Source organism: Rhizobium sp. WW22, assembly GCF_047041135.1.
Classification (GTDB): domain Bacteria; phylum Pseudomonadota; class Alphaproteobacteria; order Rhizobiales; family Rhizobiaceae; genus Rhizobium.
The window spans coordinates 1,838,431-1,861,433 of sequence record NZ_CP178198.1; the positions used below are offsets into that span (position 1 = coordinate 1,838,431).

Here is a 23,003-nt window from a genome sequence, read left to right on the forward strand (position 1 = left end):
CCCTTTCTAAAGCCCCTGATGGGTGTGGGGGCCCGTGTCGGAAAATGCGGGAAATTTGTCAAGCAAGCCCGCGATGATCTTTCCGAATCCCATTCCCAGCGACGATTTCACCATCAAGACATCGCCGGGGGCGACAGAATTGAGCGCGAATTCCGAGAGCTCCTCAGTCGTCTCGTGATATTCGACATGAACACTTTCCGGCAGCTCATCCCTCAAAGCCGCCATCTCCGGACCTGCCAGCCAGACATGCTCGATACCGGCCGCAAGCAGCGGCCCCGCAAGGTTGGCATGAACGCGCTGGGCATAATCCCCCATTTCCAACATGTCGCCGAGCATGGCGACCCGCCTACCCGGCCGGCCGCCGGCTCCCGCATGCGGAGAGGTCGTCGCCAGCAGCGCGATGGCCGCGCGCATGGAAGCGGGATTGGCGTTATAGCTTTCGTCGATCAGCGTGAAATAGCCGTTGCCGATCGCGCGCTTGTGGCGTTGTCCCCTGCCCTTTTCCGGCTGCAGGTCCGCTAGCGCATCGACCGCCTGGTCGAGATCGGCATCCACGAGCATAACGGCGCCAAGTACGGCGAGTGCATTTTCCGCGATATGGCGCCCAGGTGCGCCAAGCGCCACCTCCATGGTCTCGCCACCGATCGTCAGCCAAAGCGTTGAATTCTCTTCAGAAGCATTGAACTCGGCCAGACGGACATCCGCCTTCGCATGCTGGCCGAAGCTATGGATATGCTCGATACCGGCTGCCATGGCAGCCTTCTCCAGCATTTCGAACTGGTCGTTGTCGTGATTGAGAATGGCATGCCCGCCAGGCACGACACCGTCGAAAATTTCCGCCTTGGCGGCGGCGATCTCACTGATACTATTGAAGTTGCCGAGATGAGCCGGCGCGATCGTGGTGATGATCGCCACATGCGGCTGCACCATCTTGACGAGCGGCCTGATCTCTTCGGGATGGTTCATACCGATCTCGAAAACGCCGAAATCGGTGTCCTCGGGCATACGCGCCAGCGTCAGCGGGACGCCCCAATGATTGTTGAAGGAAGCAACGGAGGCATGCACCTTGCCTGACGGGGTCAGCGCGCGCCGCAGCATCTCCTTGGTTGTCGTCTTGCCGACCGAACCCGTGACGGCGATGATCTTCGCCTGCGTGCGCTTGCGGGCGGCAACACCGAGCCGCGCAAGCGCCGCCAATACATCGTCTACGACAACCTTCGGTACAGTCAGACTGCCCATAGCAGGCAGGCGCGCCTCGCTGATGACGATGAAGGCTGCGCCGTTCGCCATAGCGATATTGGCATAGTCATGACCATCGACGCGATCGCCCTTGATGGCGAAAAAGGCTTCCCCAGGCTGGATGGAGCGACTGTCTATGGAAATGCCCGTAATGCCCTCCGGCAACGCTCCGAAAGAGCGGCCGGAGATTGCAGCGATCAGATCCTCAGTTGTCCATAACCAGCTCAAGACTTCAAATCCTCCAATGCTTTGCGCAACTCGGCATGGTCGGAGAACGGCAGCGTGACGCTGCCGATCGTCTGACCTTCCTCATGCCCCTTACCGGCGACGATCAGCGTGTCGCCGGATTTCAGCAGGCCGACAGCCTTGCGGATCGCTTCGGCGCGATCACCGATCTCGGTCGCACAGGCGGCAGCCGCCATGATTTCCGCGCGGATCGTTGCCGGATCTTCCGAGCGCGGATTGTCGTCGGTGACAACGACGACATCGGCAAGACGGCATGCGATCTCGCCCATGATCGGACGCTTGCCGCGATCGCGATCGCCGCCGCAGCCAAAGACGACGATGACGCGTCCCGTCGTGAACGGCCGCACCGAATTCAGGACGTTTTCAAGCGCATCCGGCTTATGGGCATAGTCGACATAGGCAAGCGCCCCGTCATGCGTATGACCAACCAATTCCAAGCGGCCCGATGCGCCGACAAGCTTTTCGAGGGCCGCCATCGCGACCGCTGCGGTAACGCCCGTCGAGATGGCGAGACCGGCGGCAACCAGCGCATTCGCAATCTGGAAGTCGCCTGCGAGCGGGATATGAACTTCAAAGATATCGTCGCCGACATGCACCTCGGCGATCTGCTTGTGGCGAAAGTGCTCGACGCGCTTCAAGGTCAAAAAATCGCCCTTGCGCCCGACAGTACGGACATCATGCCCGGCCGCCTGTGCGGCGGCAATCGCCGACGCAGACCAGGCATCATCGGCAAAGATAACGGCTGGCGAACCCTTCGGTAGCAAGTCGCGGAACAGCCGCATCTTGGCGGCCATGTAGTCCTCGACCGTCGGATGATAATCCATGTGATCACGGCCGAGATTGGTGAACGCGGCGGCCGCGAGCTTCACGCCATCGAGCCGGAACTGATCGAGGCCATGGCTGGATGCTTCCATGGCCGCATGGGTAACGCCCTCGTCCGCCAATTCGGCAAGAAGCTTGTGCAGCGACACCGGATCGGGTGTCGTCAACGCGCCATATTCATTGCGGAACGGAGAAACGACGCCTGTGGTGCCTATCATGGCGGCCGGATGGCCGGCATAGGCCCAGATCTGGCGCGTGAAAGAAGCAACGGAGGTCTTGCCCGCAGTTCCCGTCACCGCCACCATCGTTTCGGGCTGACGCCCGTAGAAGCGGGAAGCGGCGACAGCGAGAAACCGGCGCGGCTCGCCAACCTGCAGCAATGGCACATTACCGGCATCGGCCGCATGATCAGCAACTATAACTGATGCACCGCGCGAAACTGCATCGGCAATGAAACTTGCTCCATCCGCCTTCGTGCCGGCGACGGCAACAAAAGCCATGCCTGGCGCCACCTTACGGCTATCGGCGGAGATCCCGCTTATCTCAAGATCGCCAAGCGCTCCGCCAATATGTGTGTTGAGTTCCGGAAACTCATTTCCGGCAATATCCCGCAAGTTCATCGAATGTACTTTTCGCCTTCTCGATCAGTCCGCCCCTCGCGAATCGACGTGTGTATTCTTTCACGCTTAATAAGACGCCAGCAAGGCCGAGTCATCTTTTCCAAAATTGGGTTGCACCCCGAGAATCGGCGCCGCACGGGCGACGATATCACGGGCGATCGGCAAGGCCGTGAAGGCCGAAATCGTCCCGCCACCGCGCTCGCCGCTCTTTGGCTCGTCGATGAAGGTCATGACGATGTATTGCGGATTGTCGATCGGAAACACGGCCATGAAGGTATTGAAGTTCAGAGTATTGGAATACCGGCCGTTGACCACCTTATCGGCCGTGCCGGTCTTGCTGCCGACATTGTAGCCAGGAACGCGGGCATTGCGACCCGAGCCCCTCGTGCCGTTGAACTCAAGCAGGAAGCGCACGTCATCGCTGGTGCTCTTCTTGACGACCATCTTGGCAATAGCGTCGGCCTGGTCGCGCGTGCGCGGCAGGAAGGTCGGCTCGATCAGCTTGCCGCCATTGACGAGTGCCGCTCCCGCGACAGCTGTCTGCAGCGGCGTCGTCGAGACACCGTGACCGAAGGAGATCGTAATAGAATTGATCTTCTTCCAGACGCGTGGCTGCGACGGCATTTTCACCTCGGGCAATTCGGTCTGCATCTTCGTGAGCAGGCCGATACGGGTGAGAAATTCCTTATGGCCTTCGATACCGACTAGATCGGCAATCTTGGCCGTGCCGATATTCGAAGAGTACTGGAAAATTTCGGGAACGGTCAAAACGCGCCGCTGGCCGTGGAAATCCTTGATGGTAAAGCCACCAATACGGATGGGGTTGGTGGCATCGAAGGCGTTACGCAACGTCACCTTGCCATCATCCAGTGCCATCGCCATGGTGAAGGTCTTGAAAGTCGATCCCATTTCGAACGTGCCGTTCGTCATGCGATTGAGCCAACCTTCCGTGGCGCCCTCATTCGGATAGTTCGGATCGAAATCCGGAGCCGAGGCCATGGCGAGAACCTCGCCAGTGTGGACATCGAGAACTGCGGCACCCGCGCCCTTGGCCTGGAAATTCTTGACAGCATTGACCACCGCATCACGAACGATGCCCTGCACGCGCAGATCGATCGAAAGCTTCACCGGCTGCAGCGGCTGATCGTTGGTCATGCCCGCGGCAGCGAGGTCGGCGAGCCCCTGGTCGTCGATATATTTTTCCATTCCGGCAACGCCGCGATTGTCGATATTCACGTAGCCGAGAATGTGGGGGGCGGTCGTCCCGCCCGGATAGAAGCGGCGTTTCTCGGGACGGAAGCCGATGCCGGGAATGCCCAGTGCCAAAATCTGGTTCTGCTGCTTCGGCGTCAGCTGCCGACGCAGCCAGGCAAAGTGCGAGGACTTCGCCGAAAGCTTCTTGTAGGTGGATTTGGTATCGAGATCCGGTAGAACCTTGCGCAATTCCTCGACAGCTTCGTCCGCGTCGATGATCTTGTTCGGCTCGGCAAACAGCGAGACCGTACGGATGTCGGTTGCCAGCAGGGCGCCATTGCGGTCGACGATATCAGGACGCGAGGCCATCAGCCGATCCGGCGGCAGAATGCTTGACGTAATATCTGGTTTGGTCATGGCAAATTGCGCAATACGACCACCAATCACGCAGTAGATTGCGATGAAACTCCCCACCAGCAGTACGACACGGCTTTTTGCCTGGTTGGACTTGCGCTTGCGCGCACCCTCGAATGTCGAACGGGAAAATCCATCGTTGGGGCGATTGTTGCCGTCAGTGGAGAAATGGGCCTTGCTCTTCAGGACCATGATACGCGAAAGAAAAGACATTAATCCCTCACTGATCCCGTTGCCATATTGTCGACATCCGGCTTCTTGCGCTTGGCAAGAGCGGGCGGCTTCGGTCGCGGCGCCGGAGCGGCAGCAACATCGGCGATGGCCTTCCTGATCTGCGCATCCGTCGTATCGCCATTGCTCGGGGCCACCGACGCACCGCTCTTGGCACCGCCTGCCTTGCCGCTCTTTGGATCATTGGAGGCCGTTACCGTTGGCGGCGGAAGCTGCGAGCGTAACATCGGCAATTCACTCGGCTGAACGATCGCCGTCGAGAGCGTCGGCTGCAGCTGAAGTTCGCTATTGTAATTATTGACCAGGCGTTCCAGCCGGTTCGGCTGCGAAACCAGCGCCCAGTCTGCCTTGAGGAGATCGATCGTATCCCTCTCAAGCTTGATTTCCGATTCGAGGCGATGAACCTCTTCCAGCTTCAGCTCGGCACGATGCTTGATCGTATAGGTCACACTGGCCATTGCCGTCATGACGCCGATCAGCACAATGTCAAAGGTCTTCAGCATTTTAGCCCCCAAGCTTTCCAAGACTGGCGAGACTGGGCAGATCGAAGATCGAAAGATCTGCCGCCTCCGCCGGAGCCAAGGTGCGACCCCCCGCACGCAACTTGGCCGAACGAGCACGCGGATTGGCTTCCGCCTCGGCATCGCTCGCAGAAATCATCGACTTGCCGACCGGCTCGAAGGTGGCGGGCCGCTCGGTTACGATAGGCATATGACGCGACCCAACAGCACGGCCCGAGCGATCGGCGAAGAACTTCTTGACGATCCGGTCTTCCAGCGAATGGAAGGTCACGACGACAAGGCGCCCACCCGGCTTGAGGGCGCGCTCGGCCGCAAACAATGCCTGAGCCAGCTCGCCGAGCTCGTCGTTGACGAAAATGCGCAGAGCTTGAAAAACCCGCGTCGCAGGATGGATCTTGTCCTTCGCCTTTCGCGGCGTGACGACCTCGATCAGACCTGCCAGATCGCGGGTGGTCACGAAAGGGGCTTCCGCACGCCGTTTCTCGATCGCATGCGCGATACGCGGCGCCTGCTTTTCCTCGCCTAGAAACACAAAAATGCGAATGAGATCGGCAAGCTTTGCACGGTTGACGACATCGGCAGCTGATACGCCGCTTGCCGACATGCGCATGTCAAGCGGACCGTTTTTGTTGAAGGAGAACCCACGCTCCGCCTCGTCGATCTGCATGGAGGAGACGCCAATATCGAGCACGACGCCATCAAGGCCACCTTCGGGAGCATGCACGGCCAGCTGAGAAAACTGCGACTGAATGAGTTTGAGATGACCAGCATGGGCGGAAACGAGCGCCTGCCCCGCCGCAATTGCCGTCGGATCGCGATCAAGCGCGATTACATCGGCGCCGGCCTTAAGAATGGCGGAGGTATAGCCGCCAGCCCCGAACGTTCCATCGAGGATGATCTTGCCGGGCGCCGGAGCCAGCGCCTCCAACACCTCGGAAAGAAGAACCGGAATGTGGCGAACCGGTCCGCCACCGGCATCAGAAGAACCTCCGCCTGAATTCGCCGCCATTCCGTTTCCCCGCTCTATTCCGAGCGCCTGCCCGCCAGCCTGCGCTCCTCTCGTGCCTGCGACTGCAAGGCTAGGAAGGCCTCCGGTCGCCACAGTTGAAAATGATCCGCCCGACCGACAAAGGTCACTTCGCTTGCGATTCCGGTGAAGTCGCGAATGAAATCCGTGACCATCAACCGCCCTTCCGCATCGAGCTTCATGAAGACCCCGCCCCCGTGAATGAGGAGCGACATCTGGTTCGCCGCCGGCGAAAACGGATCGTCCGCCGCAATCTGCCGCTCGAAGCGATCGAGCAGATCGAGACCGCCGATACTGATTGCCGGAAACACAAAATCCTGAAAGCAGTACAGCTCCTGGATATTGCGCTCGGCCAGCACGGAACGAAACGCCGCAGGAACGGAAACCCGCCCCTTGGCATCGATCCGGTTGGTCGCATTCGACAGGAAGCGGTTCATGACGCGAAACACCCGTTCCCCACGACCCGCAAGCCGCTACTCGCCTACAGGCACAGCCAAAATCGGACACGGCTTCGCAAGCCGAAAGAGCCGACACCCCTTCGACACCCCCAGAACGGGAGCGATCATGGCTTTGCGATGATTGGGCTCTGATTTGCCCCTGTGCAGTGTTCTTTTGGGATACCATGGGACCATATGGGCGTCAATGGGATGAAGCCACGTCAGACGTGGCCACAGCCTGAATATTCATAAGACGTTAAGTTTAACGAAAGGTTAGGATCAGCTTCAGGATACATCCCGAAACGGATTGTTTTCACAGGTTAAAACCTTCACCCGTCGGGCCCGGAAGCCCTGAAATTCAAGGTATTCAGCAGCTTCGAAAATTAGTTGGCGGAAGCGTTGGACGCGCCGCTCGAAGTGACGCGATGATTTGCCAGTTGGCCTGTAAGCCGGGTTCTGTATGGCTCCGGCCAAGGCCGGAACGTGGCAGCCATTCATCTGGGACGGCGCTTGCGCGACGCCTCATGCAACCCACCCGGATGACCTGCCCGGAAACAGGCTGGAGCGCTCGCGCGCTCCGTGTCATCCCTATTCGGTTTTGCTCCCGGTGGGGTTTTCCGTGCCGTCGCTGTTGCCAGAGACGCGGTGGGCTCTTACCCCACCCTTTCACCCTTACCCGATCCGAAAATCGGGCGGTTTGCTTTCTGTGGCACTTTCCCTGAGGTTGCCCCCGCCGGACGTTATCCGGCACCGTGTTTCCGTGGAGCCCGGACTTTCCTCACCCCATCGCCTTTCGGCATTGATGAAGCGCGGCTGCCCAGCCAACTGGCACAGGCTCATTAACCGAGACCGCCGGCAATTGCCACCGAAATATGCTGGCTTGTGAAGAGCGGATGTCAATTGCGGAAATACGCTGAGAAATCCGTGCCGTAGCCTTCATCCTTGATTCGACCTGCAAGCAGCAGTTCCGCCCCGAGCCGGCCTATTTCATCGGAGCTCTTGGCGGCCATGCCACAGCCGCCCGTCAGAACCGCCACGCGTGGCGAAGAGGTGTAGCCGATCATCGGGTAACCCGATGGCGAATAGGAAACGGCACAGGAATTGATGAAAGCCGGCGGCCGTCTGACGCCTGGGACTAGCCCGTGGAATATGCGCACCAGATGCTCGCACGCCTTGTCGCGACCGGCCGTGCGGAACCAGGCACGCAGCTCCGTCTCGGTCGTGAATTGCAGATCATCGGGATCGCCACCGATCTTCATGTAATATTTGCCGTCCGGATAGCGGATCGGCGGCAGCATATAGATGCTGTCCACATCATCGGCTGCCTTGGATATCAGCGACGGCATGCCGGAAAGGGCTTCGGCTTCCGTCTCGCTCACTTCGAAGAAGGTGACCGTGCGGCCATAAACTTTCATCTCAACAGGTCGCGGCAAGAGATTCTCGGCAATGGAGAAACCGCCGGCGGCGAGCAATATCTTTTCGGCGCTGAATGTCTCTCCCTCGGCGGTCGTCACGACAGCTAGGCCGCCCTCGTCGCGGATCGATAGCGCCGTCTGCTTGATGACCCGCGCGCCGGCCTTTTCCGCCAGCAGGGATTGTGCCTTGACGAGCCGGCGCGGGCTGATGTGGCCGGCCCCATGCGGTTCGAAAACCCCTTCGCTTCCCGATGCGAAGGAGAAAAAGGGAAACTTCACCTTGAGTTCGGCATCATCGAGGATATCGGTTTGCACGCCGAGCCGCCTGGCCGCTTCTACGACATCACCGACATAAGCTATTTCATCACCCCGCTTCGGCCCGACAACAAGGCAGCCGACCGGGGCGTAGAATTGAATGCCGCTATCTCGTTCGATATCCGCATAACGGCCGATCGAACGGTTTGCTAGACGAGCCCAATCCGTATCCGGATCGATCGTGCGGGTAATACGGCCCTCGTCATAATGACTGCCGAAAACACCCTGGTGATTGGCGCGATCTTCAGGTTCATCCGGCCCGATGACGGCGATGCCGTCGGTTTGCCTGGCCAGGTGACGGGCAGCCGCTGCCCCCATCATGCCTCGACCGACGACGATGAACCTGAAATCCGCTGCCATACCGTAACCCTCACCGATAGTCGCGGTTTCGATAGCACGGAAAGCGATTCCGCCCTACCCGAATCCTGGCTTGGATGTCAGTCCAGAAGTGCAAGCACCTTGCCGCAATAGCGCTTCGAGATCGGGTTCATGCGCGTGGCGCCATGGCCGGCATTGTATTTGAGGATGGTGTTGCAGGTCGGTCCGCCGCCAAGATCCTGCGCCATGGCGAGATATTTCATGCCGAACTTGATGTTCGTTTCAGGATCGTAGAGCCCCTGGGCGCGACCCGTATAGCCCATCAGCTTGGCGGTCGCCGGCTTGATCTGCATAAGGCCGATTTCGCCTGCGCTTCCACGAGTTTTCGGATTGAAATTGCTTTCGATCCGGATGACGGCGGTCGCGAGTTCGACTGCGACGCCGTTCTGCTTGGCATATTTGGCAATCAATACGGAGTAGCGATTTTGCCGTGCGAAGGAGGTCTCTGCATCGCGCAATTCGACGGGAACATTGGGAACCGGAAAGCCGGTAGTGCGGCTGACGATCTTGAGAGGAACAGTTTTCTGCTTTGCGTGGCGCTCGCCCGCAGAGGCGCAATCGTATCCCACCAGCAGCACGCCCATGCATGCCACAGCCGCAACAATCAAATTTTTCATGTAGTCTTTTGTCTCCAGGGGTGGGACCGCGGATAGCCAAAGCCATCACGTCCGGCTGGAGGCAAAAAGAGCCGCCGGAATGCACAGTCCCCATTTGTCGTCTACGGCCGCGCGACACACAAACCCAGACGGCGCGACCGCCGTTCAGCGAGCGCCGTTAGACCAATGCAATGCGGAAATAATAGGGAAAAGCTATGGCGTAGCAGGGTGTTACGCGTTTTTGCATCTATAGCCGGCTATAAACACCCATGACAGGATGGAACGAATTCACGAATAGCCGGGCAACGCGGCCAGTAGGCGGTGAAGCGTATCGATCGTCGAAAAGTCGGCGATGCCGTCCACGCGCTCCTGCCGGAAATGGCGCTGGAAGGCTTCGACGTCGCCCTTCAGCTTTTCCGAGAATTCGCCATTTATTTCAGTGCTGTAGCCATAGAGCGAAAGCATTGATTGCAAGGCTTCGATCGGCTGTCCCACATCACCCTTCTGGAAGAACCGTCCGCCGGTGATCGAAGCCGGCTCAACCCAGTGCCCGACACCGGCCACAGCCAGCCGCGCCCAGGGGAATTTCTCACCCGGATCGACCTTGCGCACAGGGGCAACATCGGAGTGTCCAAGCACCCGTTCAGGCGCGATTGCCCAGCGTTGGCCGCAATCGCGACACAGTTCGATCACCGCCTCGATCTGCGCGTCAGGAAATTCCGGCAGTCCGCCGGGATGGCCGGCATTGGCGATTTCGATGCCGATTGACGACGAATTGATGTCGGTTTCGCCATGCCACGAGCTCTTGCCCGCATGCCAGGCGCGGCGCTCTTCCGGGACAAGCTGCATGATCCGCCCGTCCTCGAAGACGAAATAGTGGCTCGACACCTGGCTCTCCGGACGACAGAGCCAGTCCAAAGCTCCTTCGGCGGTCCCCATGCCGGTATAATGCAAAAGGATGATGTCAGGCCGACGCCCATCCCGCCTATCGCCATGATTCGGCGAAGGCTGCACATGGGCGCGAGCGAAATCGGCCTTGAATGCACTCATGCTGCGCGGCGTTCTTTCTCGATCTCGGCATAAGCCGCATTCAGAGCTGCCATGCGTTCGTTCGCGATGGCATGGAACTCTTCCGGCACCCCACGCGACATGAGGCGATCCGGATGGTTCTCATAGACGAGGCCATGGTAGCGGCGGCGAATCGTCGGAAAATCGTCCTGACGGGAGACGCCAAGCACCTTGTAGGGATCGCGGCCGCCAATATTGACATGGCGCGCCATGATCTGCTCGAACCGCCCCTCGCTCATATGGAAGATTTCGGCGACATGCTGAAGGAAGGCCATTTCCTTCTCATGAATCAGGCCATCCGCCTTGGCGATATGGAAGAGACCATCGAGCACATCTTCCAGCACCGGGCAATTCTCCGTGCAGGTTTCGCAAAGGGAGGACAGCCGCTCCGCATAGGCTTCGTAACCGGCCACATCCTGGCGCGCCAGATTATAGAGACGAGCCACATTTTTCGCTTGATCGGGCGGAAATTCGAAGATCTCGCGGAATGCGTTGACCTCGTTTTCCGTGACCACGCCGTCTGCCTTCGCCATCTTGGCGGACAGGGCGATTATAGCAACGGAAAACGCCACCTTGCGGCGCGTTTCCGGATCGCCTTCAAAGACAGTGCGAATGGCCTCGACGACCGCCGACAGGGCATTGCCGGCAGTGCTACCGATAGCATTCAGCAATTTTTCCCAGAACGACATGCCGGTCTCGATATCCACTTAAACAGTAGAACACCTTGATCAAATAATAGTTGCCATTGCAAGCAGTCCATTCGTCGCAAGGGCGAAAACACTTTTCACAATTTGGTAATGATGCGGCATTGCGAGCAACCAGCCAAGCGCCCTGTCCGGCCTTCGGGGGCGAAACAAACCGCGGATTTCTTAAATTCTTTACTTTACACCCATGTCCGCCTGTCGCATCCATTCCCACCGCAACCACTGAAATGACGCAGCATGACTGCAAGGAGGATCTCCATGGCCAAACAGAAAGTCGCAATGCTCACTGCAGGCGGACTGGCGCCCTGCCTTTCGTCTGCCGTTGGCGGGCTGATTCAGCGCTATAGCGATGTGGCACCTGACCTCGGCATAATCGCTTATCGTTCCGGCTACCAGGGAGTTCTGCTGGGAGACAGCATCGAAGTGACGCCGGCCATGCGCGAAAAGGCCTACCTGCTGCATCGATACGGCGGCTCGCCGATCGGCAACAGCCGCGTCAAGCTCACCAATATCGCCGATTGCGTCAAGCGCGGCCTGGTCAAGGAAGGCGAAAACCCGCTGCGCGTCGCAGCCGAGCGGCTGGCGTCCGACGGCGTGACCATTCTTCACACGATCGGCGGCGACGACACCAATACGACGGCCGCCGATCTCGCCGCCTATCTTGGCGCCAATGGCTACGACCTGACGGTAGTCGGCCTGCCGAAAACGGTAGACAACGACGTCGTGCCGATCCGCCAGTCTCTCGGCGCCTGGACGGCTGCCGAAGTCGGTGCTGACTTCTTCGACAATGTCAGCAACGAACAGACCGCGGCCCCAAAGACCCTCGTCATCCATGAAGTGATGGGCCGCCACTGTGGCTGGCTGACCGCTGCAACCGCGCGCGCCTACATTCAGAAGACCAGCGCCAACGAATATGTCGAAGGCTTCATGATGAATGCCGATTTGAAGCGCATCGACGGCCTCTATCTGCCGGAAATGGTCTTCGACATCGAGGCTGAAGGCGAACGCCTGCGCACTAACATGGAAAAGACCGGCCAGGTGACGTTGTTCGTTTCGGAAGGCGCGGGCCTCGACGCGATCGTCGCCGAGCGCGAAGCAGCCGGCGAAACCGTCAAGCGCGATGCATTCGGTCACGTAAAGATCGACACCATCAATGTCGGCGGCTGGTTCCAGAAGCAATTCGCAGCCATCATCGGCGCCGAACGCTCGATGGTGCAGAAGTCGGGCTATTTTGCACGCTCCGCGCCGGCAAACGCCGAGGACCTTCGCCTGATCCAGGGTATGGTCGATCTCGCCGTGGAAAGTGCGCTCAACAAAGTATCAGGCGTCACCGGCCATGATGAAGGTCAGGGCGGCAAGCTACGCGTCATCGAGTTTCCGCGCATCAAGGGCGGCAAGGCCTTCGATACCTCCACTCCTTGGTTCGCCGAGGTCATGGACCATATCGGCCAGAAATACACACAGGCCTGATAGATCTGTGATCAACGGACTGATTGATAATCAGGCGGCCCGATTGTCAATCAAACGGTTGACGGATCGCTAATCCGATGTCTTTGCTGGCGGCGAAATAGGAATTAGGGAGGATTCCATGTCCATCGAAACCTGGCTCGCTTTCGCCGCCGCATCCTGCATTATGCTGGCCATACCAGGCCCGACCATTCTCCTCGTCATATCCTATGCACTAGGCCACGGCCGCAAGACGGCGCTGGCAACGGTGACTGGCGTCACGCTTGGCGATTTCACGGCAATGACCGCTTCGCTCGCCGGTCTCGGCGCCCTCCTTGCCACATCAGCGACACTATTCACAATTCTGAAACTGATCGGCGCAGCCTATCTCGTTTTCCTCGGAATTAAGCTCTGGAGAGCCCCCATTGTGACGGGACCGATGGGCGATAACGACAATCTCCCAGAGGAAAAACCGTTAAAAATTCTCTTACACTCATACGTTGTAACCGCACTCAACCCGAAGAGCATCGTCTTCTTCGTTGCGTTCGTTCCGCAATTTCTCGACATGTCGAAGCCATTTCTTCAGCAAACGCTTATTCTAGAGGCAACTTTCCTCACTTTAGCGGCACTTAACTCGCTTATTTACGTCTTCGTCGCCGATATGGCACGCAGCTTCATCCGCAAGGCAAGCGTGCAGCGCGTCGTTAACAGAACGGGGGGAACCTTGTTGATTGCAGCCGGTGCAGTGACCGCCGGATACCGCCGGATGGCCGCCTGAGGCGGTGCAGGGTTGCGAGGCGATCACGGATAGGTTAATGGGGATTCATAATTTTATCGATCCTGTGACCGAATTTGGCGGTCCTGTGGCCGAATTACATCGAAATTAGGTTTGGTTTTTTCGAAAGTGACAGAATGGTAACGATCGGATTTCCCAGCCTGAAGCGCAGCGTTGCCTTGTCGGCAATGATGTGTGGCGCTCTCGCCGGGTGTGCAAGCACTCAGCAGCAGCAGACGTCTCAGGCAGAACTCCCGTCGGCACACACCAACGTGCCGCATCCGAATACGACCCTGACCGCAACTGGCACGGCCGCGCCTGCAGCAGGCGGCGTGGCAGTGGCCGCGATATCGCCGAATTTCATCGGTCCGCGGCAGCCGCAACAGATGGCAATGGCAAAGTCCGGCCGTGTTGTTCCGGGTTCGACAAACGTTGCAGCTGCAAGCCAGCAGCAGATGGACGCGGGACGTTTCGGCACGCCTGTTGCGAGCGCTGCCAATCAGGGAACCGCCGCAATCGCTGCCGCAACAGGCGCTCCAGCTGGCAGCACCTCAGCCGCAGCAGCCTATGCCGCGTCCGACGTGCCGCTGGTGCCTTCGGTGGTCGCCATCCCGATGCCCAATCCGGCGCGCCCTGGTGATGCCGCGCTCACGCCGGTTTCCTCCTCCGTGGCTCAGAGCCAACCCGGCATTCCGATGACATCGGATGTTGCGGCCATTCAGGTCGCCGTGCCGACGCCGCGCCCAGGTTCGACACCGCAGACTGAAGTCGCTTTCGCCACGCCCGCGCAGATGGGTGTTCCCCGCTATGCCGACAACCGCATGCATTATGACTTCAATTTCGACAGTAGCGGTCCGACTGTCGTGCCGGCCGTCATGACCACCCCCAACACTGCGAATTACGATTCCGATGTTCCGGCTGAGCAAAAGAGCTACGTTTCGAAGCTCATCCAGAAATACGCCAAGCTTTACGAAATTCCGGAATCCCTGATCCATCGCGTCGTTCACCGCGAAAGCCGTTACAATCCGAAAGCCTATAATCGCGCTGGATATTTCGGCCTGATGCAGATCAAGTATAATACGGCGAAGTCCATGGGCTACGAAGGCCCGGCGTCCGGGCTTCTCGACGCGGAAACCAACATCAAATATGCCGCCAAATATCTGCGCGGTGCATGGATGACGGCCGACAGCAAGGCTCAAAACAAGGAAGCTAATGCCGTGCAGCTTTATGCCCGCGGCTATTACTACGACGCCAAGCGCAAGGGCCTGACTGACGTCGCCAACGGCAATTACTGATTTTATCTAGATAACTCTGAGAAGCCGGCCTAATTCGTGGCCGGCTTTATCACATCCATGATCCGCTTCAGCAGGATTTGCGGCCGATAATCCGCCCAGGTCGGCGTCAGCCCCATCCGCACGACGACGAGATTGGCGGACGGGACGATTGCGACCGTTTGGCCGTCATGACCGGTCATCCAAAATGCATCCGCGGGCAGACCGAATTGGGCGTTAGAGCCGCCAGGCCCCGCAAGCCAGGCCTGAACCTGCGAGTAAACGCCCTCGGAAGCCTTCGTCGGCGTGCGCATGGCGCCGACGAACCCCTCCGGCAGCAGACGATGCCCATTCCAGACCCCGTCTTGCAGCAGAAACATGCCGAAGCGCGCCCAATCCCGGGCATTGGCATAGAGATAGGAACTGCCGACGAAGGTGCCGCGCTCGTCGGCTTCGAAAACGGCGCTATACATTCCGAGCGGCCCGAAGAGTGCCTCTCGCGGATAGGAGATGGCAGCGCTCAGATTGGGCAGGCGGTTCATCCAGAGGCGAGAAAGCAGCGCCGCCGTACCACTGGAATAGCTGAAACGCTCGCCCGGCGCTGCCAGCTGGCGCGCATTGGCTGCCAGGCTCGTCACATCCGCGTCGAGATAGAGCATGCGCGTTACATCCGATACGGTGCCATAGGATTCATTGAACGCAAGCCCGCTTTCCATGGCGAGAAGATCGCTGAGCTTAATGTTCTTGCGCGAGTCGGCGCTCCATTGCGGCAGAAGATTCTGATCGTCGAAGGACATGCGCCCGGCCAGCATGAGTCGGCCGATAATCGCGGCATTCACCGTCTTCGTCATCGACCAGCCTATCAGCGGCGTTGCCTTGCTGAAGCCATCGCCATAGGTCTCGGCGACAATACGGCCATCCTTGGCCACGACGATCGCACGCATGGCCGGCCCGGCGAGATCCGGATTCGATACGACATCGGCAAGCTTCCTCCCCACGTCACCCTGATCGAGGTTTACCGTATCTCCATCCGGCCAAACCGCATCGTTCTTCGGCGCCTTCACCTTGTTGAGGAAGACGGCGCTGCGAGCCGTTTGCAGATCACCGTCCGGCACCAGCGCACAGCCGAGCGCACCGCGATAAAGCGCACGGTTCGGCGCGAACAATCCCAGGAAACGGGCCGTCACCACACCCTCGTCCCGATCGACATAGACGCGAATGAGCTTCAATGCCGGATTGCCGGGAGCCTGGACATCTTCCTCCATCACCTTGTCCGGATCCCGCTTGGCCACGAATGTGTTGGAGCAGACGATCTTTGCCGCGTAGCCATCGCCGACCTTCAGTAATTCCGGCGGATAAAGAGAGAGCCAGATGGCTCCGCCGGCGACAATGATCAGCAGCAGAACAATAAGAGCCCCGATCACTCTCGATATTAAACGCATGTCACATACTCTCCAGAAAGGTAGGCGGAGACAATCAGGAAACGCAGCAAGATGAAAGACCTATGATGATCAGGGCTCCTTAAATATGTGCAAGGATGCTTTGCAGCTGGATCTGCCAACAGCCCGCGTCATCAGACTGTAGCATTGCCGGGTTACACGCCCTGAAATTCACAAATCGGTGACAAGACTCAGATGACGGAATTCGCCCCGGATGCCGGTCTCCAAAAGAACCGGAAACTCAAGGACGCTCTGCTGCAGCACAAGGCACTGTCTAAGGCAGGCCTTTCCGAGCGCTTGTTCGGCATGTTGTTTTCCGGCCTTGTCTATCCGCAGATTTGGGAAGATCCGGATATCGATATGGAGGCGATGGAGCTGGAAGCGCATCATCGCATCGTCACCATCGGTTCGGGCGGCTGCAACATGCTCGCCTATCTCTCGCAAAATCCCGCATCCATCGATGTCGTCGATCTCAATCGCCACCACATCGCACTGAACAAGCTGAAGCTTGCTGCCTTCCGCCTGCTTCCCGGCCACGCGGACCTGGTGCGTTTCTTCGGAACGGCCAATTTTTCGGGCAATAGCCAGGCTTACGACCAGTTCATCGCGCCGCGCCTCGACACGGCAACGGCTGGCTACTGGGATGGTCGCGATCTCTATGGCCGCCGCCGCATCACGGTCTTCAACCGCAATATCTACAAGACCGGCCTTCTCGGCCGGTTTATCGGCGCTGCCCATATACTGGCGCGCCTGCACGGCGTTCGCCTCCAAAAGATGACTGAAGCCCGTACCATGCGCGAGCAGCGTCAGTTCTTCGAGGAAGAAATCGCTCCGATCTTCGACAAACCGGCGGTTCGCTGGCTGCTCGGTCGCAAGAGCTCGCTCTTTGGCCTCGGCATTCCGCCGCAGCAATATGACGAGCTTGCGAGCCTGGCGGGCGACGATTCCATTTCTGCCGTGCTGAAACACCGCCTCGAAAAGCTCGCCTGTCATTTTCCGATGCGCGACAATTACTTTGCCTGGCAGGCATTCTCTCGGCGCTACGCTGCCCAGCATCAAGGGCCTCTGCCCACCTATCTCAAGCCGGAGCACTACGCGGCGATCCGCGCCAATGCCGATCGTGTAAGCGTCCATCACGCCAATTTCACCGAGCTTCTCGCTTCGAAGCCGGCAGCTTCGCGCGATCGCTATATCCTCCTCGATGCGCAGGACTGGATGACCGACGAGCAGCTCAATGGCCTCTGGGCGGAGATCACCCGGACAGCGCGCGAAGGCGCCCGCGTCATCTTCCGCACGGCCGCCGAAAAGAGCATCATCGAAGGCCGCCTTTCTCAAGCGATCCGCGACCAGTGGATCTATTTCGAAGAGCGTTCGCAGGAACTCAATGTTCGTGATCGCTCGGCTATCTATGGCGGTTTCCACATCTACGGGAAAAAAGCGTGAGCCAGGCGGATACAGGCATAGAAACCAGCGCGAACAACCACGCCAAGCTGATGGACGGCATGTACCGTTATCAGCGTCACATCTATGACCTTACCCGCAAATATTACCTATTCGGCCGCGATCGCACGATCGAACAGCTGAATGTTCCCGTCGGCGGCTCGCTTCTGGAAGTGGGCTGCGGTACCGGCCGCAATATGCTGCTCGCCTATCGGCGCTTCCCTTCTGCCCGCCTTTATGGCCTCGATATCTCGCAGGAAATGCTGATCTCCGCCCGCAATAATTTCCGCGGCCTGAAACAGATGCCGGATTTTCGCGTCGCCGATGCCACCGCCTTCTCGCCCGACGATTTCGGCACCGAGGACTTCGACCGTGTCATGGTCTCCTACGCGCTGTCGATGATCCCCGACTGGAAAAATGCCATCGACGCATCGCTCGACGCAGTCGCACCGGGCGGCGAGCTCCACATCGTCGATTTCGGCCAGCAGGAAGGGTTGCCAGGCTGGTTCCGTGCCATGCTCAAAGGCTGGCTAAAGAAATTCCACGTCACTCCCCGCGCCGATCTTTTGACCGTGCTCGAAGAGAAGGCTGCAGTGCGGGGCATGTCGGTGAAAACCGAAAAGATCGGCCGTGGTTACGCCTGGCGGGCTGTAGCGACCCGGCTCGGCGCCTGAGCGGCGACAGATTCCAGCGCAAAATCCGGCCTCGGAAGGCGCCAAGCATAAGAATTTGCTTGAAGATAACGCATTTTTTACGTTGATATGGTGAATAAAGTGGCAAGATCGGCTGGAAGCAGTACGGTCTGCCGCTCTTTCGGATTCTCGGGGACCACATTACGGAAGCCAAATCTTGGGGCAGCAAGATCACTCGGGCCATAACAGGATATCTATGCGCCGGCTTCTGGCATGCCTACTGCCGCTCGCTCTTGCCTTGACTGGCTGCACAACGGGCTATGACGCCCTCTCGACGGCGGCCCTTCCCAAGACCAGATTTGCCGACACGAAACCGCAGGACTTCGGCCGCGATCATCCGCAGCGCCATCCCATCCATGGCATCGATATTTCCAAATGGCAGGGCGATATCGATTGGAAAGCCGTCAAGAGCTCCGGCGTCGCCTTTGTCTTCATCAAGGCGACGGAGGGCAAGGATCGGATCGATCCACGCTTCACCGAATATTGGAATGAAGCGAGCGCTGCCGAACTTCTGCATGCGCCCTATCATTTCTTCTATTTCTGCTCGACGGCCGACGAGCAGGCCGATTGGTTCATCCGCAACGTGCCGAAGGATGCCATGGCGCTTCCGCCCGTCGTGGATGTCGAATGGAACCCGGGCTCCCCCACTTGCAAGACCAGACCGGCTCCCGAAACGGTACGCAGCGAGATCAAGCGCTTTATGGATCGCCTGCAGGCCTATTACGGCAAACGCCCGATCATCTATACTTCGGTCGACTTTCACCGCGAAAATCTAGTCGGCTATTTCAAGGACTATCACTTCTGGGTTCGATCCGTCGCCAAGCATCCGAAAGAGACCTACGCAGACCGTAGCTGGGCCTTCTGGCAATATACCTCGACGGGCGTCATCCCCGGCATCAAAGGCCCGACGGATATCAATGTTTTTGCCGGTTCTGAACAAAATTGGCACAACTGGGTAGCAGCAGTAGAGAAGCAAGGAAATTCTTGAGACTGCAGCCAATTCTCTCTTGCTTATGTCACAATCTTCTGTGAAAGCGACCCTATTCTATCACTGGAAAGGATCGCTCATGGATCGTGACACCATTCGACGCGGCGCGCTTGCGTTGCTCCTCGCTTCAGCCATGACCGGTACGGCGTTGGCTCAAAGCGCAGCACCGGCTGCAGTGCCGCCCGCGAGCAGTGACGCCACTCCGAAGGTAGCCTGCGGCGGCGATCTCACCGCATTTCTGGCAGGCGTGAAGGCTGAGGCGATTGCCGATGGCGCAGATGCTGCCGCTGCCGACAAGACGCTCGCCGGCGCCCAGATTGACCAGAAGGTTCTTGCCATGGACCGCAGTCAGGGTGTCTTCCGCCAGACTTTCCTCGAATTCTCCCAGCGCACCGTAAGCCAGGGCCGTCTCGACATCGGCCGCCAGAAGATGAAGCAATATGCCGACGTCTTCGCCAAGGCCGAACAGGACTATGGCGTACCTCCCGGCGTCATCACCGCCTTCTGGGCGATGGAAACCGATTTCGGCGCCGTTCAGGGCAATTTCAACACCCGCAACGCGCTGGTCACTCTCTCGCACGATTGCCGCCGGCCGGACTTCTTCCGTCCGCGCCTGATCGCGCTGATCGAGCTCGTCCAACGCGGCGATGTCGACCCGGCAACGACGACGGGCGCATGGGCTGGCGAAATCGGCCAGACGCAGATGCTGCCGCCCGATATCATCGCTTATGGCACCGATGGCGATGGCGACGGTCATGTCAATCTGAAGACCAGCGCACCTGACGTCATTCTGACGACAGCACGATTCCTCCAGCATCTCGGCTTCCAGCGCGGTCAGCCCTGGCTGCAGGAGGTGACGGTTCCGGACAATCTTCCCTGGGAAAAATCCGGTATCGGCGGCACGCTGACTGCAGGCGATTGGTTCAAGCTCGGCGTCACGCCGCGAGACGGCAACACGAGCTTCGGCTCCCTGCCCGCCGCTCTCATCCTGCCGCAGGGTCGCAAGGGGCCTGCCTTCCTGACCTATCCGAATTACAATACCTATCTCGGATGGAACCAGTCGTTCATCTACACGACCTCGGCCGCCTATTTCGCCACCCGCTTTGCCGGCGCTCCGCCCTATAACAAGGGCAACCCCGAGCCGGGCCTGAACGACGTCGATATGAAGGCGCTTCAGACCAAGCTTGTGGCCCGCGGCTATGATGTCGGCAAGATCGATGGAATTCTTGGCTCCGGCACGCGTGTCGCGATCCAGAAGGAACAGTTCCGCCTGGGTATGCCGGCCGACGGCTGGGCGACGACGGCGCTGCTCAACGCGCTCTGATTTTTCCATATATCGATCGAAAAGGCGGCTCCAGGCCGCCTTTTTTGTATCTGCTCTCCTCGCACTCGTGAGCATCCACAATTCCCAAACAGCAAGAAACGGGTGGAGAGCCTACCCTCCTTCCGGTTTAGATGCCTCGAAAGAGGAGAGATGCCATGAATGACGAACATCGAATGAGCGCCTCGACCTGGGGCCTGCTGCTGTTGCTCGGATTGATCTGGGGCGGTTCGTTCTTCTTCGCCCGCATCGCCGTTCACGACGTACCGCCCTTCACGCTCGTCTTTCTGCGTCTGTCGCTGGCGGCTGTGGCATTGCATCTCTATCTAGCCGGCCGCCTCGGCATTTATCAGTCCCTGCGCCGTCATTGGCCGCAATTTCTGCTGCTGGGCTTAATCAACAATGCGATACCGCATACGCTGATCTTCTGCGGCCAGACGCAGATGGGTGCCGGGCTCGCATCCATCCTGAACGCGACGACGCCGATGTGGACCGTGTTGATCGGCAATCAGTTGACAACGGATGAGCGCCTGACATCGGCCAAGCTGGCTGGTTGCCTCACTGGACTCCTGGGAACCATCGTGTTGCTCGGACCGAGCGTTACCACCGGTGGCTCGATACCCTTCTGGGCACTCCTATTGCCGATTCTCGCGGCAATCTCCTACGGATTCGCAGCGATTTATGCCAAACGCTTCAAAGGCATCGCGCCGCCGGTTGTAGCAGCGGGCCAATTGACAGGCTCCTCGCTCATCATGCTGCCGGTCGCACTGATGATCGACCAGCCTTGGGTGCTTGCCACCCCGCCGGTAACGGCAATTGCCGCCATTCTTGGCCTCGCGCTGCTGTCGACCGCTTTTGCCTACATCCTCTATTTTCGTATCATCGAGCTTGCAGGCGCCACCAACACCTCCCTCGTCACTCTGCTCGTGCCGCCAAGCGCGCTATTGCTCGGCTTCCTCTTTCTCGGCGAGCGGATGGGGCCAACCGAAATCGCCGGCATGCTACTCATCGCCGCAGGTCTGCTCGTCCTCGATGGGCGGTTTTTCTTATGGGTGAAACGCGGCGTCATAACGCGGGAAACATGATCTCCCGCTCCATTCGTATGGTCTGCAGTCACAACATATTAATATTTATTCACAACCCGTCATCGAGTCAGAAATCGACATTTATAACGTAATATCAAAATGTTGCCGAAAGCTCATGAATCACACCGCGAACTCGATACCGCGTCGCAGCATCGAATGTTCTTTCCAAGCAACACATTTTCGACATAACATTTAACAGCTGACTGAGGAGGAAGACATGGGATTAACACGATCCATCAACGTCCTGGTGGTCGGTGCGGCCTTCGCTTTCGTCGTGACGATGCTTTTCATCTGACGGCTTCAGTGAAATTCGCACACGACCAAACTCCGATAAGTTAACAAAACCCCTGCTCTATTAGAAAAGCGCATGCCCGCCCGGACATGCGCTTTTTATCGTCACGCTTCGCAAAGCGGTTTAGGCAGCAGCGCCAGCCTGGGAAGCCACCTTGCGCTGCAGACCCAGCCGCTCAAGCACGGCGGAAACAAGCGGCGAACGGTTCATCGTATAGATGTGAAACTCGTGAATGCCACGGCGCACCAAATCTTGGATCTGCTCGGCGGCGACATCCGCTGCGACCTTGGCGCGCTCCTCGACATCCTCATCCAAACCATCGAAACGCTCGTCGAGCCAGGTCGGAATAGTCGTGCCGCAAGCGCTGGCGAAGCGCTTGAGTTGCGTCAGGTTCTGGATCGGCATGATGCCCGGCACGACGGGAATCTTGATGCCGGCGGCGTGAACGCGATCATGATAACGCTCGAAGGCGTCATTATCGAAGAAGAACTGCGTCAAGGCTCGGTCAGCACCATTCTCCGCCTTGCGCTTCAGCATGTCGATATCGGCTGCCGTATCGCGGCTTTCCGGATGCTTTTCGGGATAGGCGGAAACGGAAATGTCGAAATCGCCGCGCTCCCGCAAAGCGCCAACCAGTTCCGCGGCATTGGCATAACCGCCCGGATGCGGTTGATAGGCCGAACCGACACCACCCGGCGGATCGCCGCGCAACGCGACGAAACGGCGAACACCCGTAGCCAGGAACTCGTCGATCACACGATGCGTATCTTCGCGCGTAGCGCCGACGCAGGTCAGATGCGATGCGGTCGTGAACGGCGTCTCGTGGATCATCTTTCGCACGGCGGAAAGCGTCGGCGCCTTGGTCGAGCCGCCCGCTCCATAGGTCACAGAAACGAATTCAGGGTCCCAATCGCTGAGTTCCTCGACGGTGTTCCACAGCTGCTGCTCGGCCTCTTCCGACTTGGGCGGAAAAAACTCGAAGGAGATGCGGATACCCGCATTATGGCTTTCTGATCTCGAAGACATG

The 23,003-nt window shown here is 58.8% G+C and carries 20 protein-coding genes and 1 other RNA gene; 8 read left to right on the forward strand and 13 right to left on the reverse strand.

Annotated elements, in window-relative coordinates:
- Positions 1-6 precede the first annotated feature (6 nt).
- The 11 genes from ACK83U_RS09125 to ACK83U_RS09175 all read right to left on the reverse strand — a co-directional run bounded on the left by ACK83U_RS09125 (position 7) and on the right by ACK83U_RS09175 (position 11,212).
- Positions 7-1,467, reverse strand: a complete 1,461-nt coding sequence (locus tag ACK83U_RS09125; protein ID WP_112605227.1) for a UDP-N-acetylmuramoylalanyl-D-glutamyl-2,6-diaminopimelate--D-alanyl-D-alanine ligase — start codon at positions 1,465-1,467, stop codon at positions 7-9.
- On the reverse strand, positions 1,464-2,927 hold the full coding sequence (locus ACK83U_RS09130; RefSeq protein WP_112605224.1) for a UDP-N-acetylmuramoyl-L-alanyl-D-glutamate--2,6-diaminopimelate ligase: 1,464 nt from the start codon (positions 2,925-2,927) through the stop codon (positions 1,464-1,466). Before ACK83U_RS09130 ends, ACK83U_RS09125 begins: the two co-directional genes overlap by 4 nt.
- A 66-nt stretch (positions 2,928-2,993) precedes the next feature.
- The gene (locus ACK83U_RS09135) at positions 2,994-4,748 is read right to left on the reverse strand and encodes a peptidoglycan D,D-transpeptidase FtsI family protein (RefSeq protein ID WP_112605222.1); all 1,755 of its coding nucleotides are present in this window, start codon (positions 4,746-4,748) and stop codon (positions 2,994-2,996) included.
- Positions 4,748-5,269, reverse strand: coding sequence for a hypothetical protein (locus ACK83U_RS09140; protein WP_112605219.1), 522 nt, complete (start codon positions 5,267-5,269; stop codon positions 4,748-4,750). The genes ACK83U_RS09135 and ACK83U_RS09140 overlap by 1 nt, the downstream gene beginning before the upstream one ends.
- Before the next feature lies 1 nt (position 5,270).
- Positions 5,271-6,296 (reverse strand): 16S rRNA (cytosine(1402)-N(4))-methyltransferase RsmH, encoded by a 1,026-nt coding sequence (rsmH, locus tag ACK83U_RS09145; protein ID WP_112605216.1) that lies wholly within the window; start codon positions 6,294-6,296, stop codon positions 5,271-5,273.
- A gap of 14 nt (positions 6,297-6,310) precedes the next feature.
- Positions 6,311-6,751, reverse strand: a complete 441-nt coding sequence (gene mraZ, locus ACK83U_RS09150) for a division/cell wall cluster transcriptional repressor MraZ (protein WP_112334477.1) — start codon at positions 6,749-6,751, stop codon at positions 6,311-6,313.
- Between the two features lie 429 nt (positions 6,752-7,180).
- Positions 7,181-7,580: RNase P RNA component class A (gene rnpB / locus ACK83U_RS09155), an RNA gene on the reverse strand.
- A 67-nt stretch (positions 7,581-7,647) separates the two neighbouring features.
- Positions 7,648-8,841, reverse strand: coding sequence for an NAD(P)/FAD-dependent oxidoreductase (locus ACK83U_RS09160; protein ID WP_112605213.1), 1,194 nt, complete (start codon positions 8,839-8,841; stop codon positions 7,648-7,650).
- 77 nt (positions 8,842-8,918) lie between these two features.
- The gene (locus tag ACK83U_RS09165) at positions 8,919-9,476 is read right to left on the reverse strand and encodes a lytic transglycosylase domain-containing protein (RefSeq protein ID WP_112419954.1); all 558 of its coding nucleotides are present in this window, start codon (positions 9,474-9,476) and stop codon (positions 8,919-8,921) included.
- A 267-nt stretch (positions 9,477-9,743) separates the two neighbouring features.
- Positions 9,744-10,505 (reverse strand): N-acetylmuramoyl-L-alanine amidase, encoded by a 762-nt coding sequence (locus ACK83U_RS09170; protein WP_112605210.1) that lies wholly within the window; start codon positions 10,503-10,505, stop codon positions 9,744-9,746.
- Positions 10,502-11,212, reverse strand: a complete 711-nt coding sequence (locus ACK83U_RS09175; protein ID WP_112605207.1) for a J domain-containing protein — start codon at positions 11,210-11,212, stop codon at positions 10,502-10,504. The genes ACK83U_RS09170 and ACK83U_RS09175 overlap by 4 nt, the downstream gene beginning before the upstream one ends.
- Before the next feature lie 273 nt (positions 11,213-11,485).
- On the opposite strand from ACK83U_RS09175, the gene ACK83U_RS09180 reads away from it, so the two are divergent.
- The 3 genes from ACK83U_RS09180 (at position 11,486) to ACK83U_RS09190 (ending at position 14,743) form a co-directional block, all read left to right on the forward strand.
- Positions 11,486-12,697, forward strand: coding sequence for a pyrophosphate--fructose-6-phosphate 1-phosphotransferase (locus ACK83U_RS09180; protein WP_112334470.1), 1,212 nt, complete (start codon positions 11,486-11,488; stop codon positions 12,695-12,697).
- A gap of 118 nt (positions 12,698-12,815) precedes the next feature.
- On the forward strand, positions 12,816-13,451 hold the full coding sequence (locus tag ACK83U_RS09185; RefSeq protein ID WP_112605204.1) for a LysE family translocator: 636 nt from the start codon (positions 12,816-12,818) through the stop codon (positions 13,449-13,451).
- Between the two features lie 134 nt (positions 13,452-13,585).
- On the forward strand, positions 13,586-14,743 hold the full coding sequence (locus ACK83U_RS09190) for a lytic transglycosylase domain-containing protein (protein ID WP_112605201.1): 1,158 nt from the start codon (positions 13,586-13,588) through the stop codon (positions 14,741-14,743).
- 29 nt (positions 14,744-14,772) lie between these two features.
- Here the strand turns inward: ACK83U_RS09190 and ACK83U_RS09195 are convergent, their stop codons facing one another.
- A complete protein-coding gene (locus tag ACK83U_RS09195; RefSeq protein ID WP_112605197.1) occupies positions 14,773-16,161 on the reverse strand; it encodes a serine hydrolase domain-containing protein in 1,389 nt (462 codons plus the stop codon).
- A 192-nt stretch (positions 16,162-16,353) separates the two neighbouring features.
- On the opposite strand from ACK83U_RS09195, the gene ACK83U_RS09200 reads away from it, so the two are divergent.
- The 5 genes from ACK83U_RS09200 (at position 16,354) to ACK83U_RS09220 (ending at position 21,684) form a co-directional block, all read left to right on the forward strand.
- The gene (locus ACK83U_RS09200) at positions 16,354-17,601 is read left to right on the forward strand and encodes a DUF3419 family protein (protein WP_112605194.1); all 1,248 of its coding nucleotides are present in this window, start codon (positions 16,354-16,356) and stop codon (positions 17,599-17,601) included.
- Positions 17,598-18,272 carry a class I SAM-dependent methyltransferase gene (locus tag ACK83U_RS09205; RefSeq protein ID WP_112605191.1) on the forward strand — a complete coding sequence of 225 codons (675 nt, stop codon included), beginning with the start codon at positions 17,598-17,600 and terminating at the stop codon, positions 18,270-18,272. The genes ACK83U_RS09200 and ACK83U_RS09205 overlap by 4 nt, the downstream gene beginning before the upstream one ends.
- Before the next feature lie 214 nt (positions 18,273-18,486).
- Entirely contained in the window at positions 18,487-19,278 is a 792-nt protein-coding gene (locus ACK83U_RS09210; protein WP_112605188.1) for a GH25 family lysozyme, read from the forward strand.
- Between the two features lie 79 nt (positions 19,279-19,357).
- Positions 19,358-20,602, forward strand: a complete 1,245-nt coding sequence (locus ACK83U_RS09215; RefSeq protein WP_112605185.1) for a lytic murein transglycosylase — start codon at positions 19,358-19,360, stop codon at positions 20,600-20,602.
- A gap of 155 nt (positions 20,603-20,757) precedes the next feature.
- Entirely contained in the window at positions 20,758-21,684 is a 927-nt protein-coding gene (locus tag ACK83U_RS09220) for a DMT family transporter (RefSeq protein WP_412474825.1), read from the forward strand.
- Positions 21,685-22,099: 415 nt separating this feature from the next.
- Here ACK83U_RS09220 and metF read toward each other — a convergent pair whose 3' ends face one another.
- Positions 22,100-23,002: a methylenetetrahydrofolate reductase [NAD(P)H] gene (gene metF, locus ACK83U_RS09225; RefSeq protein ID WP_112605179.1), complete on the reverse strand. Its 903-nt coding sequence runs from the start codon at positions 23,000-23,002 to the stop codon at positions 22,100-22,102.
- Between the last annotated feature and the right edge of the window lies 1 nt (position 23,003).